Below are 16,892 nucleotides of genomic sequence, written 5' to 3'. Positions count from 1 at the left end.
CCTCTCGTGCGTCCGCTCCGCCTCGCCGCCGTCACCGCGGCCTGCCTGTCCACCGTCGCCCTGCTCACGGCCTGCGACCCCGAGGGCGGCTCCCCCGCCGGCGGCGGCACCTCGGCGGCCGCGCCGCCGCCCGCCGCGAGCAGCCCGGCGGCCGGGGCGTCCGGGACGGCCGGGGCGTCCTCCCCGGCCCGGGGCACGGGCCCCGGCCGGGTCGCCTCGGGCGGCACGTCCAAGCTGCCGACCGGGGTGTGGCTGCCGGCCGCCGCGCTGCCGCTGGACGCGCAGCTCGGGTGGGCGGTCGGGCAGCCGCGGGGCGGCGGCCCGCAGGACCGGTTCATGATCGAGGACATGTGCCGGGCCAAGCGGGACGCGGCCTGGGCGGACACCGTCCCCGGGGTCGACTCGGTCGAGCTGAACGGTGGCGGCGCCAAGGGCTGGAGCGGATCCGAGAGCATCGTCAGCTTCGGCAGCGCGGCGAAGAGCAGCGCCGCCAAGCAGTCCTCGTTCGGCCTGCTGAACGCGCTCAAGGACGAGGTGAAGGGCTGCGCGAGCACCGCGCCGGGCGCCACCGTCAAGATCGTCGCCGACGGGAGCGAGACGCTGGCGGCCGTGGTGACGCTGCCCAGCGGCAAGTCCGCCACGGGCGCCGTGGAGGTCCACGAGTACCTGACCACCAGCGGTGGCGCGGTGGTCGAGCTGAACGTGTGGACCGACGCGCCCAGGGGCGGCGCGCCGAAGGTCCCGTGGGGCGGGCAGGACGACGCCGCGCTGCTGGCCGCGCTCGGCAGGCCCGTCTGCACCGCGCTCAAGGACTGCTGAGCCGCCGCCGCCCCGTCCGACCGTGCAGGGCCGTCCCGTTCCGGGGCGGCCCTGCGGCGTGTTTGGGGAGAGCTTTGCCCGCGCACCCCTCGACCAGTACCTCTTACTCAGAGCTAAAATCGGAGGTGTGAGCGAACGCGCGAAGCCGGACCCCGCCGGGCCGGACCCGGAGGAGTTCTCGGCGCTGCTGGTCGGCGTCCAGCGGCTGATCCGCCGCCGGCTGCGGTCCGGGCTGGAGCAGCCCCGGCTGCGCGGCGCCCAGGTCGAGCTGCTGCGGCTAGTCCTGGACAGCCCCGGCCTGCGGGTCTCGGACGCCGCGGCGGAGCTGTTCCTGGCCGGGAACTCGGTGTCCACCCTGGTCAACCAGCTGGTCGGGCAGGGGCTGCTGCGCCGGGAGAGCGACCCCGCGGACGGCCGGGCCGCGCTGCTGTACGCCACCGAGGAGGCCGGCGAACGGCTCGCCGCCTGGCGGGCCCGGCGCACCGCGCTGGTCGGCACGGCGGTGGCCGGGCTCCCGGCGGCCGAACGGGCGGCGCTGGCCGCGGCCCTCCCCGCGCTGCGCTCGCTCGCGGCCGGGCTGCGCACCGAGGAGAGCGACGGGCCCGGGGCGGTCGGCGAGTGCGGGGCGGCGGAACGGGAACGGGAAGGGGGCCGGGAATGAGCGAGGAGCGGCAGGACGCCGTCCAGTGCCGGGGGCTGACCTACACCTTCCACCGGGGCCGCGGGAAGGGCGAGCCCACCCGGGCGGTGGACGCGGTCGACCTGACGGTGCGGGCCGGCGAGGTGTTCGGGCTGCTCGGGCCGAACGGCGCGGGCAAGACCACCACGATCCGGGCCATCACCACCCTGCTGCCGACCGCCCGCGGCATGGTCGAGGTGTTCGGCCACGACTGCGCGGGCGAGCGCGGCGAGGTGCGCCGCCTGCTCGGCTACGTCCCGCAGCAGCTGTCCGCGGACGCCGGACTGACCGGGCGGGAGAACGTGGAGCTGTTCGCCCGGGTCTTCGACGTCCCGCGCTCCGAACGGGCCGAACGGGTCTCCCAGGCGCTGGCCGCCGTCGACCTGACCGAGGCCGCCGACCGGATGGCCGGCACGTTCTCCGGCGGCATGGTGCGCCGGCTGGAGCTGGCCCAGGCGCTGGTCAGCGCGCCCCGGCTGCTGGTGCTGGACGAACCGACCATCGGCCTGGACCCGATCGCCCGCGCGGGCGTCTGGGAACGGGTCGACGCGGTGCGCCGGGCCACCGGCATGACGGTGCTGGTCACCACCCACTACATGGACGAGGCCGACCGGTACTGCGACCGGATCGCCCTGATGGACCGGGGCCGGATCCGCGCCCTCGGCACGCCCGAGGAGCTGAAGGCGCAGGTCCGGGCCGAGGACCCGGAGCTGGACGCGCCCACCCTGGACGACGTGTTCCGGCACTTCTCCGGCCGCACGCTCGCCGACGACGCCAAGGGAGGGGAGTTCTCGGATGTCCGCCGCACCCGTCGCACCGCAAGCCGAGTCGGCTGAACGCCGCGGCCCCGGGCCCGAGTTGGGTCTGCTACTGGTCCCGCCGCGGGCCCGCACGGGCTGGCGGGTGGTACCGGCCCGGGTCGTCGCCATGTGCGCCGTCGAGCTCCAGAAGCTCCGGCACGACCGCACCGAGCTGTACACCCGGGCCGTCCAGCCCGCGCTCTGGCTGCTGATCTTCGGCGAGACCTTCACCCGGCTGAAGGCGATCCCGACCGGCGGCATCCCGTACCTGGACTACCTGGCGCCGGGCATCATCGCGCAGTCCGCGATGTTCATCGCGATCTTCTACGGCATCATGATCATCTGGGAGCGGGACTCCGGGGTGCTCACCAAACTGCTGGTCACGCCCACCCCGCGGGCCGCGCTGGTCACCGGGAAGGCGTTCGCGGCCGGGGTGAAGGCAGTGATCCAGGCGGCCGTGGTGGTGGTGCTGGCCGCGGTGCTCGGCGTCGGCATGACCTGGAACCCGCTGCGGCTGCTCGGCGTCGCGGCGGCGGTGGTGCTCGGCTCCGCCTTCTTCGCCTGCCTGTCGATGACCATCGCGGGCATCGTGCTCACCCGCGACCGGCTGATGGGCATCGGCCAGGCGATCACGATGCCGCTGTTCTTCGGCTCCAACGCCCTCTACCCCGTCGACCTGATGCCCGGCTGGCTCCAGGCCGTCAGCCGCGCCAACCCCCTCAGCTACCAGGTCGACGCCCTGCGCGGCCTGCTCATCGGCACCCCCTCCCACCTCGCCCTCGACTTCGGCGTCCTGGCCCTCGCCACCGCCCTCGGCATCACCGCCGCCTCCGGCCTGCTCGGCCGCCTCGCCCGCTGACGCGGTGGGGGGAGGGAGGGGCGCCTGCTCGCCCGCTGACGTGGCGGGGTCGGTCGCCTGCGGCGGGCGGAAGGGGTGGGGGAGGGAGGGGCCTGCTCGCCTGCTGACGCGGTGGGGGAGCGAGGGGCGCCTGCTCGCCCGCCGGCGCGGCGCCCCGCGGTGGTCGGCGGTGTGCGGGGGTCAGAAGGCGGGGTCGGTCGGGCCGGTGGCGGCGAAGAGGGCGTCCAGGGCGCGGTCGACCCGGTCGCGCTCGGCGGGGCCGCCCGGGGGGACGGCGCGCAGCGTCCGCCTGATCCAGGGGGCGACCAGCGCGGCCGGGGCCTGCAGGAAGGCGTCGCCCTCCGGGGCGCAGAGCATCAGGGTGACCATCCGGCGCCCGTCCACCGCGGCAGGCCAGATCCGCACGTCGCCCAGGCCGGTCGGGCGCAGCAGGCCCTGCGCCAGCAGGTCCCGGGCGAAGAACCAGCCGATCGGCTGCTCCGAGTCCACGTGGAAGGAGACGTGCACCGCGTACGGGTCGTCGGGGGAGTACACCAGCCGCGCCGGAACGGGGAACGCCTCCTCCGGCGACAGCAGCAGATCCATCACCAGGTCGAGGCGGAGCTCGGCGGGGCCCTCCATCGCGGACGTCCTTCCCACTCGGTCCGGCCCGGCGGCTCCGGGCGGTCTGAGCAGGAGACTAGAGCCGCCGCGCGCCCCCGGAACCCCTCCGGGCCCCAACGCTGTCCGGGCGAACAGCGGGGCACCGCCCCCGTCTGTGGGCCGCGACAAAACCTTCCCTCCAACGGCCTGACGCGCCGTCAACACCCGCCGGGGGCCTCACCCCTGGAACGGCCGTGCGGCCCCCGCCCGTCCCGGCACCCCACCGCGCGTCCGCCCCGGACGCGCGCCCGCGCCGGGTGAACGCGCCGCCCCGCGCCGCCTAGGCTCGGTGCATGGGAACCCGACTCTCCGACGCGCCGGTGGACTCGGCCGCGCGACTGGCCGGCCACCTGCTGAACCGCCTGGACGCGCTCACCGGCGAAACGGTCCGCCGCATCCGCGACAACATGAGCGTGTACCGGTCCGCGGGACCGCTGCCCGCCGGGGACCTCACCGAATCCGTCCGCAGCAACATCGAGTTCACCCTGCGCCGACTCGCCCACGAGGAGGGCCTCTCACTGGAGGCGCCCCGCCGCACCGGACGGCTGCGCGCCGAGCAGGGCGTCCCGCTGGCCACCGTGCAGTCCGCGTTCCGGATCGGCTTCGCCCACCTGTGGGAGAGCATGGCCGCCGAGTCGCTGCGCCACGGCCTGGCCAGCGCCGAGGAGTTGGTGGACCTGGCGACCGACGTGTGGCGGTTCAACGAGGAGTCGACCACCGCCATGATGAACGCCTTCAACGAGACCGCCGCCCTGCTGATGGTCCGCCGCGACCAGGAGCGCTCCGCCCTGGTCGACGTGGTGCTGCGCGGCGGCATGGGCAACCCCGGCTCCGTCCTGGAGGCCGCCGACATGCTCACCCTCCCGTACGACGGCACCTTCGCCGTGGTCGTCGCGCACGCCCCCGGCCTGGCCCGGCAGGCCCTGCCCGACATCGAACCCGCCCTGCGCGAACAGGAGATGGGCTCGGCCTGGCGGCTCACCCCCGACGCGCACATCGGCATCGTCTCGATGCGCGCCGCCGCCGCGATCGACCTGCTGGTCGACACCCTGCGCGACCGGACCGCCCGCCGGGTCGGCGTCAGCCCCTGCTACACCCGGCTCGACCAGACCCCGCAGGCCCTGCACCTGGCCCAGGTCGCGCTCGCCAGCTCCGCCCGCCCCGACGAGACGGTCACCCTGTTCGACGCCAACCCGCTGCCGATGCTGGTCGCCAGCGCGCCCTCCACCGCCTCCCGGATCGGCAACCAGGTGCTCGGCCCCGTGATGGAGCTCCCCGACAGCCAGCGCGAGCAACTGCTCACCACGATGGCCACCTGGTTCGCCGTCGACGGCTCCGCCGACAAGGCCGCCAAGGTGCTGTTCTGCCACCCCAACACCATCCGCTACCGCCTGCGCCGGATCGAGCAGCTCTCCGGCCGCACCCTCGAACGGCGCCTGGACTCCGCCGAGTTGTACATCGCCCTGCAAGCCGTCCTGCACCTGCCCGGAGTGGTCCGCGACCCACTGGAGTGACCCGTGGGGTGGGACGGGCGGTCGATCCGGCGGGCGGTGGGGCGGGTGGCGGGTCAGCCCGGGGCGGAGGGCCGGCGTCCCGGGTGGGCGGACCGCCAGGCGGCCATCGAGGTGTTCCAATCGTCGGCGGTCAGGGCGATCAGGGAGGCCGGGAAGAGGCCGTCCTCCTCCTTGGCGATGTGCGCGTGCAACTCGTCGAAAGCGGCGAGCAGGGCCGACCGGTCGGCGGGGGAGGCCAGGTCGACCGTGGCGAGGAGGTCGGCGAGGCCCCGGTGCTCGGCCTCCAGGGCGTCGATGTACGCCGCGAACTCCGGGTCCGCGCGCATCACCCGGAACAGGCCGTCCTCCTCGCCCCGCCAGTGCGAGGCCAGCTCGGTCGCCAGCGGCGCCAGCAGCGCGCCCGCCGCGACCGGGTCGCCCGCCGCCAGCAGGCGGGCGATCTCCCCGGTCAGGTCGGTGGCCGCCTCGTGCTCCCGGACGAAGTCCTTGATCAGCGGGATCTCGCGGCACCCGCAGTAGTGGCACATGCCCCTCGGTCTCGACGCCGGTGGATGCCGCGAGGGTGCGCCGCGCCGCAGGCCCCGGACTCTTCCCCGGGCCGGTTCTTGCGGAAAAACTTTGCGCACGACGGGGTGGATTTCTGGCGGTCTGTCAGCTTCCGGGCGAGGTCAAGGAGTCTTTACAGGGGGGTCATGCCTCAGTAACCTCCTGGAAGCTCTTGCATGCTCTTGCGCAAGGACTTCCCCCCACCCATTCCCTGCCGCGAGGCAGTCCCCACCGCCTGCGGCCACGACCGAGGGACACTCCCTTGACCGGAAGATCTCGGCACCGGCGGCGCCCCATCGCCGCCGTCCTGACGGCCGCGGCGGCCCTGACCGCCGGCCTGCTGTCCGCGGCCCCGCCCGGCACTGCCGCGACCGCGGCGACCACCGCCACCGGCGGCAACACCGCCACCGTCTACTACTGGACCAAGACCCGCAACTGGTCGGCCTACAACCTGCATTGGGCCCCGGACGGCGGCAACTGGACCACCGTGCCGGGCACCGCCATGGAGGCGGCCTGCACCGACTGGGTGAAGAAGACCGTCGACCTGGGCAGTGCCACCGGCCTGCAGGCGACCTTCAACAACGGCACCGGCACCTGGGACAACAACGGCGGCAAGAACTACGCCCTCGGCACCGGCACCGTGGTCGTCAAGGACGGCACGATCGCCCACAGCGACCCGTGCGGCACCGACAACGGCGGTACCGCGAGCCCGAGTTCGAGCCCGAGCCCGAGCGGGTCCGGCGGCGCCGGTGCGAGCACGACGGTCTACTACTGGACCAAGTCCCGCACCTGGTCCGCCTACGACCTGCACTACGCCCCCAACGGCGGCAGTTGGACCACCGTGCCGGGCGTCGCGATGGAGGCGGCCTGCACCGACTGGGTGAAGAAGACCGTCGCCCTCGGCACCGCGAACGGCCTGGCCGCGACCTTCAACAACGGCGCCGGGACGTGGGACAACAACGGCGGCAAGAACTACACCCTCGGCACCGGCGCGGTGACCGTCAAGGACGGCGTCACCGGCACCGGCGACCCGTGCGCCACCGCCACCAACAGCCCCAGTCCCAGCGCCAGTTCGAGCCCGAGCCCGAGTCCGACTCCGAGCGGCAGCCCGAGCGGCAGCCCGTCCCCCTCCCCGTCGGCGAGCGCCACCGTGCCGGCCGGGAACAGCGCCACCGTCTTCTACTCGACGGCCGTGGTCGGCTGGAACATCGTCAACCTGCACTACGCCCCGGCGGGCGGCGCGTGGACGGCGGTGCCCGGCGTCGGCATGCAACTCGCCTGCCCCGGCTGGTACAAGCGGACGGTGTCGCTGGGCGGGGCGACCGGCATGGCGGCCACGTTCAACAACGGCAACGGCACCTGGGACAACAACAACGGCGCCAACTACGTCGTCCCGGCGGGCGTTTCGACCGTGCAGAACGGCAAGGTGACGGGCGGCGCGGCCGACCCGTGCGCGGCGGTCGTCCCCGACACCACCGCGCCGAGCGTGCCGTCGGCGGTGAACGCGAGCGCCACCGACACCTCGATCGTGCTGACCTGGGAGCCGTCCACCGACGACACCAAGGTGACGGGCTACCAGGTCACCCGCAGCGGCGGCGGCAAGGGCTCCTCGGTGGTCAACGTCGGCTCCACCGTGTACTCCGACACCGGACTCGAACCGCGCACCGTCTACACGTACACCGTGCGGGCCGTGGACGCCGCGGGCAACGTCTCGGCCGCCTCGCCCGCCGCGGTCGCCACCACCGGGGACGCCCCGCCGGCCGCCAAGGCGGGCGAGATGATCGGCACCGACCCGCGCAAGGACCCGATCTACTTCGTCCTCACCGCCCGGTTCTACGACGGCGACACGTCCAACGACCGGGGCGGCAACCAGGACGTGAAGTCCGGCAACGCGGCCAACAACGACCCGATGTTCCGCGGCGACTTCAAGGGCCTGGTGCAGAAGCTCGACTACGTCAAGGGCCTCGGCTTCTCGGCGATCTGGATCACCCCCGTGGTGCTGAACCGCTCCGACTACGACTACCACGGCTACCACGGCTACGACTTCTACAAGGTCGACCCGCGGCTGGAGTCGGCCGGCGCCTCCTACCAGGACCTGATCAACGCCGCCCACGCCAAGGGCATCAAGATCTACCAGGACGTGGTCTACAACCACAGCTCCCGCTGGGGCGCCAAGGGCCTGTACGTGCCGACCGTGTACGGCGTCCGGGACGCCCAGTGGTCCTGGTACTACGACGAGAAGCAGGACGGCTTCGAGTACGACGGCCTGACCGTCGAGCCGAAGAGCGGCAAGTCCTACTACAACGGCGACCTGTGGTCGACCACCCAGCCCGCCGGGCAGACCTGCGTCGGCTGGGGCAACCCGACCCAGTACAAGAGCCCCGAGGGCTACACCATCTACAACTGCCAGTGGCCGAGCCCGACTTCGGGCATGTTCCCGTCGAAGTACTACCACACCTGCTGGATCGGGAACTGGGAGGGCGAGGACTCCCGCTCCTGCTGGCTGGCCGACGACCTGGCCGACTTCAACACCGAGAACGCCGAGGTGCAGAACTACCTGATCGGCGCGTACAACAAGTACATCGACATGGGCGTCGACGGCTTCCGGGTCGACACCGCCGTGCACGTCCCGCGGGTCACCTGGAACCGGCGCTTCCTCCCGGCCATCCAGCAGCGCGTCACCCAGGACTGGGGGCCGGCCAAGGCGCAGAACTTCTTCGTCTTCGGCGAGGTCGCCGCGTTCGTCAACGACAAGTGGAACCGCGGCTCGGTCAACCACTCCGCGCAGTTCTACACCTGGAAGGAGCGCAAGGACTACACCGCCGACGACGTGCAGGCCGCCCTCGACCAGTACACCTACGAGGAGCAGCTCGGCACCGGCAACCAGCCGACGTCCGCCAACGCCTTCCTGGACGGCAACACCTACCACGCGCCCGACCACTCGAAGTTCTCCGGCATGAACATCATCGACATGCGGATGCACATGAACTTCGGCGACGCGCACAACGCCTTCGGCAACGGCAAGGACTCCGACGACTCCACCAACGACGCCACCTACAACGTGGTGTACGTCGACAGCCACGACTACGGGCCCAACAAGTCCAGCGTGCGCTACACCGGCGGCACGGACGCCTGGGCCGAGAACATGGCGCTGATGTGGACCTTCCGCGGCATTCCGACGCTGTACTACGGCTCCGAGATCGAGTTCCAGGCCGGGAAGCAGATCGACTGCGGCCCGTCCTGCCCGCTCGCCACCACCGGCCGGGCCTACTACGGGGACAGGATCGCCGGCAACGTGACGGCCAGTGACTTCTCGGTGGTCTCGGCGGCGGACGGCGCGGTCGCGGCCACGCTGCAGCAGCCGCTGGTCAAGCAGGTGCAGCGGCTCAACCAGATCCGCCGGGCGATCCCCGCCCTGCAGATGGGCCAGTACTCCACCGAGGGCGTCAGCGGCGGCATGTCCTTCAAACGCCGCTACACCGACGCCGCCACCGGCGTCGACTCCTTCGCGCTGGTCACCGTCACCGACGCCGCCACCTTCACCGGCGTCCCCAACGGCACCTACAAGGACGCCGTCTCCGGCGACGTCCGCACCGTCACCAACGGCACCCTGTCCGTCGCCGCCCCCGGCAAGGGCAACCTGCGGGTCTACGTCCTCGACCTGGGCGGCAAGAACGCCGCCCCGGGCAAGATCGGCACCGACGGCCCGTACCTGAAGTAGCACGGCCCGTACCTGAAGCAGCACGACGACCGGCAGCGGCCGGCGGGTCCGCCCGCCGCCCGCTGCTAGCGTGTCCGCCATGGAACGGCTGCTGACGGACGACGAGGGCAACGACGTACGGCTGCCGTCCACCGTCCGCCGGGTCGTCTCCCTGGTGCCCTCGCTCACCGAGGCCGTCGCCGTCACCGCCCCCGGCCTGCTGGTCGGCGTCACCGACTGGTGCACCCACCCCGCCGGGTTGGACGCCGACCGGATCGGCGGCACCAAGAACCCCGCCCTGGAAGCGGTCCGCGCGCTGCGCCCCGACCTGGTGGTCGCCAACGAGGAGGAGAACCGCGCCCCCGACCTGGCCGCCCTCCGCGCCGCCGGCCTCCCGGTCTGGACCACCCGCGTCCGCGACCTCGACGAGGCCCTCCGGTCGCTGCGCCGCCTGCTCGTGGACGTCCTCCGACTCCCTTGCCCGGACTGGCTGGTGGCCGCCGACCGGGCCTGGTCCTTCGAGCCGCCGCCGGACCGGGGCCGGGCCGTCGCGCCGATCTGGCGACGCCCCTGGATGGTCCTCGGCCAGGACACCTTCGCCGCCGACCTGCTCCGCCGCCTCGGCGTCGACCTGCTCCCGGCCGCCCACCCCGACCGCTACCCCCGCCTCCCGCTCCCCGAACTCCACGCGCTGGCACCCGAGTTGCTGATCCTCCCGGACGAGCCCTACGCCTTCACCGCCACCGACGGCCCCGACGCCTTCCCCGGCCTCCCCTACGCCCTGCTCCCCGGCCGCCACCTCACCTGGTACGGCCCGTCCCTGGCGGAGGCCCCCGCCGTCCTCGCCGCCCGGCTGGCCGACCGGCGGCACTGACGGCGGCGTTGCGTAGGGTGCGGCCATGAACGAACCGGACGCCCCCTCCCCGCTGCACGACCTCGCCACCTGGGCACCGCTGCTGAACGCCGCCCGGCGGGACGGCCCGGTCACCCTGACCGGCCGGGTGCAGCACCACCTGGGGCGGGCCCTGGCCACCGTCCGCGGCGTCGACGACCCGTCGGTCCTGGAGACCCGGTTCCTCGAGGCCGAGGTCCCGGCGGCGGACGAGATCCTGCTGGAGGCCCGGATCGACGCCGCCGGGCACGCCGAACTCGACGTGATCGAACACGGCCCCGCGTTCCGCGACTTCACCGACTCCTGGCCGAGCCGCCTGTTCCTCCTGCTGGTCGACGGCGCGGAGGCCGAACCGCGCCGCCGCACGCCCGCCCCGGCGGCCGTCGGACCCGCGCCGGGCGCCGACCCGGAACTGCTGGAACGGACGCTGCGCGAACGCCTCGGCGAGCTCTCCGGCGACCTCCCCGGCGGGGTGGACGAGGCGCGGCTCGCCGCCGCCGAGGCCCGCCTCGGCATCGCGCTGCCCGCCGAACTGCGCACCCTGATGGGGCTGCTGGACCACCTGGTCGAGGAGCCCTGGGACACCGGACGGCAGGTCGACGGCATCGTGGGCTGCGAACTGTTCGGCCTGGACGGCCTCTTCCTCGCCACCACGGACCGGCGGCCCGGGCCCTGGCCCTTCTCGGCCGCCACCGAGATCGGCGCCCCCACCGGCACCGCCGTGCAGGGCCTGGTCGGCTCGCCCGGCTGGATCGGCTTCGGCACCAACGGCGGCGACATCTACGCCGTCGACCTCACCCCCGGCCCCGGCGGGCACCTCGGCCAAGTGATCCTGCTGAGCCACGAACTGGAGATCGGCGCCGACCTGGTCGCCGACAGCCTCACCGACTTCGTCCTCGGCCGCCACCGCGAGGAGCTCCGCGCCCCCGGCGACGGGCCGCCGCAGTCCGCCCGCGCCGCGGACCGGTCGGAGCTGGACCTCGCCGCCCGCCCCGAACTCCAGGTGCTCCACCTCCAGGGCCCGCAACTGCCCCTCGGCGCGTTGCGCGACCTGCCGGGGCTGCGCACCCTGACCGCGGTCGGCGGCGCCCTCGCCGACCCGACCGAGCTGCGCCACCTCGCCGCCCTGGAGTACCTGGAACTCGACGCCGCGCAGTGGCGGACCCTGCTCGACGCCGACGCCCTCCCGCCGGGCCTGCTCGCCGCGAGCGTACGGGCGGGGGAGCAGGACCGGGCGGTGGCCCGCGACCTGCTGGCCCGGTACGGCCGGCCGCAGCCCCGGCGGAGCCGGATCACGGGTCGACTCGCTCGGTAGTGAGCGGAGTTCAGCGGCGGACGGCCGGCGGGCGGGTGAACACGCAGTCGCCGCACAGGCCGCCGGACGGGGCGCGGTAGTAGAGGCAGCAGGAGGCGCGGCGGAAGGCGAGCGGCCCGCCCGGCGGGGTGGCGGTGCCGGTGCCGGCCAGGGCGGGGGAGGCGAGCAGGGCGCGGGCGAGGGCGGCGGCCGGGGCCCCGAGGCCGGGGAAGCGGGCGAGCTGGCGGGCCGTGCCGACCAGGGCGGAGGCGGTGTTGCCCGCGAGCAGCCCCGGGGCGAGGCCGGTGGCGGCGCCGAGCGGGAGCAGCTGACGGTCGATCACGGCGGCGTGCAGCGCGGCCGCGTTCGCGGCGGGGCCCGGCCCGGCGGGCAGCCAGAGGTCGAACGGGCCCTGCGGCGGCAGCGCGAACCGGGCCCCGTCCAGGTCGGGCACCCGGCCGGAGAGGACGGCCGTGCCGAGCGCCACCGACCAGAGCCGGGCCGCCAGCCCCAGGTGCGCCGTCGACGCCGCCACCCGCCGCTCGTCGGTGCCCAGCACCCGCCCCACCTCGGCGATCCGCCCCGCCAACGGCCCGTCCGGCGCCGCCAGCTCCGCGAGCGGCCGGAACCCGGCGGGCGGCGCACCGGTCCGCACGGCGAAGTACGGCCCGAGGGCGTCGAGCGGCGGGTGGTCGTCCATGGCGCGGAGTGTAGCCCGCAGCGCCGGGACGGCCGCCCCGGTCACTCCTCCGGTTCGTATCCGGACGGTTCGCCGTGGCGGCCCGACCGGCGGTCCCCGCCGAGCGGTTCCTCCTCCGGCCGGGACAGGTACGGCAGCGGGTCCATGCCCTCGCTGCGCGACCAGGTCCGGTAGTGGGCGGCGGCCCCGAGGCGGTCCTCGGACATCGACCCCGGCTCGGCCAGCCGCAGTCCCCGGGGGCTCTCGCGGGCGACGCTCAGCAGGTCGAGCACCATCCGGGTGGAGAGCGGCTCTGTGAGTTCCTGGGCCATCTCCTCGGACCCCCAGCGGATGACGGTCTCCGCCGCCCGGGTCAGCCCTTCCGCGCTGGCTGTCGGCAGGGCCGGCGCCAACGCCGCGCGGACGATCTCCACCGCGTCCTCCGAACGCACGGTCACCTCCTCTGCTCGCAGACGACGCAACGACCTGAGCGCCCCGAGACCTTGAGCACCAGCAGACTGGTGTTCTGGGCCTGCCGCAGGCACTCGCGCCGGTCCAGATGGGCGTACTGCTGAGTGGACATCAGGTCGCGGACGAAGACCTCACAGTGGTCCTGGGCCCGGGCCCAGTCGTTCCGGTGCGCCACCCGGACCCAGGCATCGACCAGTTCCTGCTGGGAGTGGTTTCCGTGGAAGTACTGTGCCAGGTCGTCGATCAGGCCCGGCAGCCGGAGCCGTTGCCGCAGCCTCCGCTGCCGGAACAGCGTCCGGGTCGAGATCGACTTCACGCTGCTGATCCGCTGGGCGATGACGTGGCCCGCGAAACCACCGATGATCGCCGGCACCAGCAGCCAACCGATCAGCGAGGTCGCCCACAGCAGCTTGCCGCCGGGCGGCAGCATCATGGTGAGGGTCTGGTAAACGGTGGCCATGCCGGATGCCCGGGCGGCCAGGACGTAGAGCACGGTGAGCGCGGCAGTCATCGGCAGGCCCCAGTCGATGATCCACTGCGTGGTGCCGGTCAGGGCCTTGCGGGAGCGCCAGGACCGGCGGACCCGGCGGAACGGGCCGGGGCCCTGGCCGGGAAGCTTCAGGTGGGACGGGATCGGGATGGCGCTGACGGCCGAACTCCCTCCGATGGGCGACTCGTTGGTTCCGATCCTGCCCGGCGGGCGACACCGGAACCGGGGCCGGGCGGAGATCGTTACCGGATCCTGACGACAGGGCGGGGCGGAGCGGGGATGGGCGGGCCGTGGTGCGTGCGGTCGGCGGCGTTCGGTGGCAGGGTGGGAGGCATGTGCGGTCGTTTCGTCTCCACCACCGAACCCGAGGCGCTGGTCTCGCTGCTCGACGTCACCCGCTGGGACCCGGCCGAGGCGCTCGCGCCGAGCTGGAACGTGGCGCCGACCGACCTCGTCCCGGCCGTGCTGGAGCGGGTCGACCCGGACACCGGCGAGGTGGTGCGCGAACTGCGTTCGCTGCGCTGGGGGTTGGTGCCGTCCTGGGCGAAGGACCGGTCGGGCGCGGCCCGGCTGATCAACGCCCGCTCGGAGACCGTCGACCAGAAGCCCTCGTTCCGCAAGGCGTTCACCACCCGCCGCTGCGTGATCCCCGCCGACGGCTACTACGAGTGGCGGCCCGTCCCGGCCGCCGAGGGCCGCAAGACCTACAAGCAGCCGTACTTCCTGTCCACCGGCGGCGTGCTGCTGATGGCCGGGCTGTACGAGTTCTGGCGGGACGCGAGCCTGCCCGAGGACCACCCGGAGGCGTGGCTCGCCACCGCGACCGTCCTCACCACCGCCGCGACCGGTCCCGCGGCCCGGGTCCACGACCGGATGCCGCTGCTCGTCCCCCGGGCCGGCCTGGACAGCTGGCTCGACCCGGCGACCACCGACCGGGACGAGCTGCGGCAGCTGCTGGACACCCCTGCCGAGGACTTCGCCGTCCGGGCGGTGCCCACCGCCGTCAACCGGGCCACCACCGACGGTCCCGAACTGCTGACCGCCGCCGCCGACCCGCTGGGCATCGCCGACGCCGCCTGACGGACCGTCAGCAGTCGCTGTCGCCCGAGGAGTCGCCGCCGATCGAACGCTGCCGCCGGCGCCGGTCGCGGGCGGCCCACCGGACCAGCTCGCCCGCGCCCAGCGTCGCCCGCGACACCGCCCTGCTCCAGGCCGGGCCGCCGCGCTCCGCCCACACCACGCACGCGCAGCCGCCGACGGCCAGCACCAGGACGACGATCAGCACAGCACCCACCACGGGGACCACCACCGTTCGCACGAAAGGGACGTACCCCCAGATCATCGCAGCTCAGCGGAGCTGAACGGACCCGGCCGGCCGGAGTTCAGCGGGTTCAGGGAAGTCCCCGCGATCCCCCCGGAATCCCCTTGACGGCGCGGGCCCCGGCACGGTTCGGTGGGACACGTATGACCACTCCACCGACCCCGCACGCCGACCCCGCGTCCGACGCCCTCCTGGGCCTGTCCGTCGGCGACGCCCTCGGCGCCCAGTTCTTCGTCCCCGCCACCGCCCGCACCCACCTCGCCGCCCGCACCGTCCCGCCCGGCCCCTGGCCGTGGACCGACGACACCGAGATGGCCTGCTCCGTGCACGCCGCCCACCGCGAGCGCGGCACCGTCGACACCTTCGACCTCACCCACGCCTTCGCGCGCCGGCACGACTTCGACCGCGGCTACGGGCCCGCCGCCAACCGGCTGCTGCGGCTGATCCGGGAAGGCGGCGACGCCCGCCGACTGGCGGCCGAACTCTTCGACGGCCAGGGCTCGTTCGGCAACGGCGCGGCGATGCGGGTGGCCCCGCTCGGGGCCGCGTACGCGCACGACCCGGCCGCCGCCGTCCGGCCCGCCGCCGACACCGCGCTGCCCACCCACACCCACCCGCAGGCCGTCGACGGCGCCATCGCGGTGGCCGTCGCCGCCGCACTCGCCGCCCGCGCCCGCACCGAACCCACCACCGGCGCCCGGCTGCTCGCCGACACCGCCGCCCTCACCCCGCCGGGCGCCGTCCGCACCGGCCTGCTCGAAGCGGCCCGGCTGCTCCCGCAGTCCGACGCCCGGGCGGTGGCCGCCGTCCTCGGCAACGGCAGCCGCACCAGCGCCGCCGACACCGTCCCCTACGCCCTCTGGTGCGCGGCCCGCCGGCTCACCGACTACCCCGGGGCGGTGCTGGACGCCATCGCCGCCGGCGGGGACGTCGACACCGTCGCCGCGATCACCGGCGGCGTGGTCGCGGCCCGCACCGGCCCCGACGGCATCCCCGCCGACTGGCTGGCCGCCACCGAACCCCTCCCGGACTGGGCCTTCCCGGCCCCGCTGCGCCCGGCGCCCGCGCACCTCGCCCCGATGCTGCTGCCCCGCCCGGACACCGTCCCCGACCTGCTCTGGTCCGACCACCACTGGCAGCGCTACCGGGCCGGCCTGCGCACCCCGCACTGGCTCACCCGCACCACCGAGGGCACCCTCCACCTGCACCACCCCGCCACCGGCCACGAGATCCGCTCCCTCGCCTTCGCCCCCGGCCCGCACGGCACCTGGCGCCCCGTCAGCACCCTGGTCGAGGCCCACCCGGCCCGCTTCACCGGCCCGCCCACCCTGGCCGAGGCCCTGCTCCAGCTCGACGGCGCGGCCCCGAGCACGGCGGGGTGAGCGGGGTGTGGCCCGGGTGGGGCCGGGAGGTGGCCCCGTGGTGACGGAATGTCAGGGGCGGGTAGGGTGGACGGTCCTGGCCCGGAGCGCGGAGGAGGGGGCTGGATGGTGATCGAGGCGGTGCTGTTCGACCTCGACGGGACGCTGCTGGACCACGACGGGGCGGCGGAGGCGGCGGTGCTGGCCGCGGCCGCGGCCGAGCTGCCCGGGCGGGCGCTGGACCGGGACGGCGTGCTGCGGCACTGGCGCGAGCTGGAGCGGTCGGAGTACGACCGTTACCTGGCGGGCGAGTTGACGTTGCAGGAGCAGCGCCGGAGCAGGGCGGTCGGGCTGGCCGCGCGCCTGGGGCTGGGGGAGTGGCCGGTGGAGCGGGCGGACGCCTGGTTCGCGGGGTACCTGCGGCGCTACGAGCGGTCCTGGCGGGCCTACCCGGAGGTGCCGCGCGCGGTGCGGGAGTTGGCGGTCGGCCGGCGGCTCGGCGTGATCACCAACGGCGAGGGCGACATCCAGCGCCGCAAGCTGCACGCCATCGGCCTGGGCGAACTCGCCCCGCACACCACGGCCTCCGCCGAGGCGGGCCGGGCCAAGCCCGACCCGGAGATCTTCCTGCTGGCCTGCCGGGCGCTGGGCGTCGCCCCGGAGCGCACCGCGTACGTCGGCGACCGCCTGGACGTGGACGCGCGGGCGGCGGCCGCCGCCGGGCTGCTGGGCATCTGGCTGGACCGGGAGCCGAGCGGCGAGGCGGTCGAGGTGCCGCGGGTGCACTCGCTGGCGGAGGTCGCCGCGCTGCTGGGCTGACGCCCC

17 protein-coding genes are annotated in these 16,892 nt (G+C 74.6%); 11 read left to right on the top strand and 6 right to left on the bottom strand.

Translation table 11 applies throughout. The features are described from left to right. Positions 1-6: 6 nt before the first annotated feature. The 4 genes from ACIQBJ_RS04700 to ACIQBJ_RS04685 all read left to right on the top strand — a co-directional run bounded on the left by ACIQBJ_RS04700 (position 7) and on the right by ACIQBJ_RS04685 (position 3,157). Positions 7-819, top strand: coding sequence for a hypothetical protein (locus ACIQBJ_RS04700; protein ID WP_400703367.1), 813 nt, complete (start codon positions 7-9; stop codon positions 817-819). Positions 820-946: 127 nt separating this feature from the next. Next, positions 947-1,480: a MarR family winged helix-turn-helix transcriptional regulator gene (locus tag ACIQBJ_RS04695; protein ID WP_400703364.1), complete on the top strand. Its 534-nt coding sequence runs from the start codon at positions 947-949 to the stop codon at positions 1,478-1,480. Further along, complete coding sequence (locus ACIQBJ_RS04690; RefSeq protein ID WP_400703361.1) at positions 1,477-2,334, top strand: ATP-binding cassette domain-containing protein; 858 nt, start codon at positions 1,477-1,479, stop codon at positions 2,332-2,334. The genes ACIQBJ_RS04695 and ACIQBJ_RS04690 overlap by 4 nt, the downstream gene beginning before the upstream one ends. Further along, complete coding sequence (locus ACIQBJ_RS04685) at positions 2,294-3,157, top strand: ABC transporter permease (RefSeq protein ID WP_400703358.1); 864 nt, start codon at positions 2,294-2,296, stop codon at positions 3,155-3,157. The genes ACIQBJ_RS04690 and ACIQBJ_RS04685 overlap by 41 nt, the downstream gene beginning before the upstream one ends. A gap of 180 nt (positions 3,158-3,337) precedes the next feature. Here the strand turns inward: ACIQBJ_RS04685 and ACIQBJ_RS04680 are convergent, their stop codons facing one another. Further along, positions 3,338-3,778 carry an SsgA family sporulation/cell division regulator gene (locus ACIQBJ_RS04680; RefSeq protein ID WP_400703355.1) on the bottom strand — a complete coding sequence of 147 codons (441 nt, stop codon included), beginning with the start codon at positions 3,776-3,778 and terminating at the stop codon, positions 3,338-3,340. Between the two features lie 314 nt (positions 3,779-4,092). Here ACIQBJ_RS04680 and ACIQBJ_RS04675 point away from each other — a divergent pair, with 314 nt between their 5' ends. Then, complete coding sequence (locus tag ACIQBJ_RS04675) at positions 4,093-5,313, top strand: PucR family transcriptional regulator (protein WP_400703352.1); 1,221 nt, start codon at positions 4,093-4,095, stop codon at positions 5,311-5,313. 53 nt (positions 5,314-5,366) lie between these two features. On the opposite strand, the gene ACIQBJ_RS04670 is transcribed toward ACIQBJ_RS04675, so the two are convergent. Continuing rightward, on the bottom strand, positions 5,367-5,840 hold the full coding sequence (locus tag ACIQBJ_RS04670; protein ID WP_400703349.1) for a hemerythrin domain-containing protein: 474 nt from the start codon (positions 5,838-5,840) through the stop codon (positions 5,367-5,369). Positions 5,841-6,121: 281 nt separating this feature from the next. Here ACIQBJ_RS04670 and ACIQBJ_RS04665 point away from each other — a divergent pair, with 281 nt between their 5' ends. From ACIQBJ_RS04665 to ACIQBJ_RS04655, 3 genes are all read left to right on the top strand, one after another. Then, a complete protein-coding gene (locus tag ACIQBJ_RS04665; RefSeq protein ID WP_400703346.1) occupies positions 6,122-9,580 on the top strand; it encodes a carbohydrate binding domain-containing protein in 3,459 nt (1,152 codons plus the stop codon). Positions 9,581-9,659: 79 nt separating this feature from the next. Then, positions 9,660-10,433, top strand: a complete 774-nt coding sequence (locus ACIQBJ_RS04660; protein ID WP_400703343.1) for a helical backbone metal receptor — start codon at positions 9,660-9,662, stop codon at positions 10,431-10,433. Between the two features lie 25 nt (positions 10,434-10,458). Further along, entirely contained in the window at positions 10,459-11,766 is a 1,308-nt protein-coding gene (locus ACIQBJ_RS04655; protein ID WP_400703340.1) for an SMI1/KNR4 family protein, read from the top strand. A gap of 10 nt (positions 11,767-11,776) precedes the next feature. Here ACIQBJ_RS04655 and ACIQBJ_RS04650 read toward each other — a convergent pair whose 3' ends face one another. Genes ACIQBJ_RS04650 through ACIQBJ_RS04640 form a run of 3 tightly spaced genes read right to left on the bottom strand, consistent with a single transcriptional unit; the run spans position 11,777 to position 13,424 of the window. Beyond that, on the bottom strand, positions 11,777-12,445 hold the full coding sequence (locus ACIQBJ_RS04650; RefSeq protein ID WP_400703337.1) for a (2Fe-2S)-binding protein: 669 nt from the start codon (positions 12,443-12,445) through the stop codon (positions 11,777-11,779). A 41-nt stretch (positions 12,446-12,486) separates the two neighbouring features. Continuing rightward, the gene (locus tag ACIQBJ_RS04645) at positions 12,487-12,876 is read right to left on the bottom strand and encodes a hypothetical protein (RefSeq protein WP_400703334.1); all 390 of its coding nucleotides are present in this window, start codon (positions 12,874-12,876) and stop codon (positions 12,487-12,489) included. A gap of 2 nt (positions 12,877-12,878) precedes the next feature. Next, positions 12,879-13,424: a DUF6313 family protein gene (locus tag ACIQBJ_RS04640; RefSeq protein WP_400703528.1), complete on the bottom strand. Its 546-nt coding sequence runs from the start codon at positions 13,422-13,424 to the stop codon at positions 12,879-12,881. 294 nt (positions 13,425-13,718) lie between these two features. Between ACIQBJ_RS04640 and ACIQBJ_RS04635 the strand changes: the two genes are divergently transcribed. Beyond that, complete coding sequence (locus tag ACIQBJ_RS04635; protein ID WP_400703331.1) at positions 13,719-14,465, top strand: SOS response-associated peptidase; 747 nt, start codon at positions 13,719-13,721, stop codon at positions 14,463-14,465. Positions 14,466-14,472: 7 nt separating this feature from the next. On the opposite strand, the gene ACIQBJ_RS04630 is transcribed toward ACIQBJ_RS04635, so the two are convergent. Beyond that, positions 14,473-14,682, bottom strand: coding sequence for a hypothetical protein (locus ACIQBJ_RS04630; RefSeq protein ID WP_400703328.1), 210 nt, complete (start codon positions 14,680-14,682; stop codon positions 14,473-14,475). A gap of 167 nt (positions 14,683-14,849) precedes the next feature. On the opposite strand from ACIQBJ_RS04630, the gene ACIQBJ_RS04625 reads away from it, so the two are divergent. Together ACIQBJ_RS04625 and ACIQBJ_RS04620 are read left to right on the top strand one after the other, a co-directional pair. Next, complete coding sequence (locus tag ACIQBJ_RS04625) at positions 14,850-16,088, top strand: ADP-ribosylglycohydrolase family protein (protein WP_400703325.1); 1,239 nt, start codon at positions 14,850-14,852, stop codon at positions 16,086-16,088. A gap of 105 nt (positions 16,089-16,193) precedes the next feature. After that, positions 16,194-16,886 carry an HAD family hydrolase gene (locus ACIQBJ_RS04620; protein WP_400703322.1) on the top strand — a complete coding sequence of 231 codons (693 nt, stop codon included), beginning with the start codon at positions 16,194-16,196 and terminating at the stop codon, positions 16,884-16,886. Positions 16,887-16,892 lie beyond the last annotated feature (6 nt).

The organism is Kitasatospora sp. NPDC088391, from assembly GCF_044753345.1.
Taxonomy (GTDB): Bacteria; Actinomycetota; Actinomycetes; order Streptomycetales; family Streptomycetaceae; genus Kitasatospora.
Note: the sequence above shows the minus strand (reverse complement) of the source record. Positions and strands in the feature narration are given on the sequence as shown.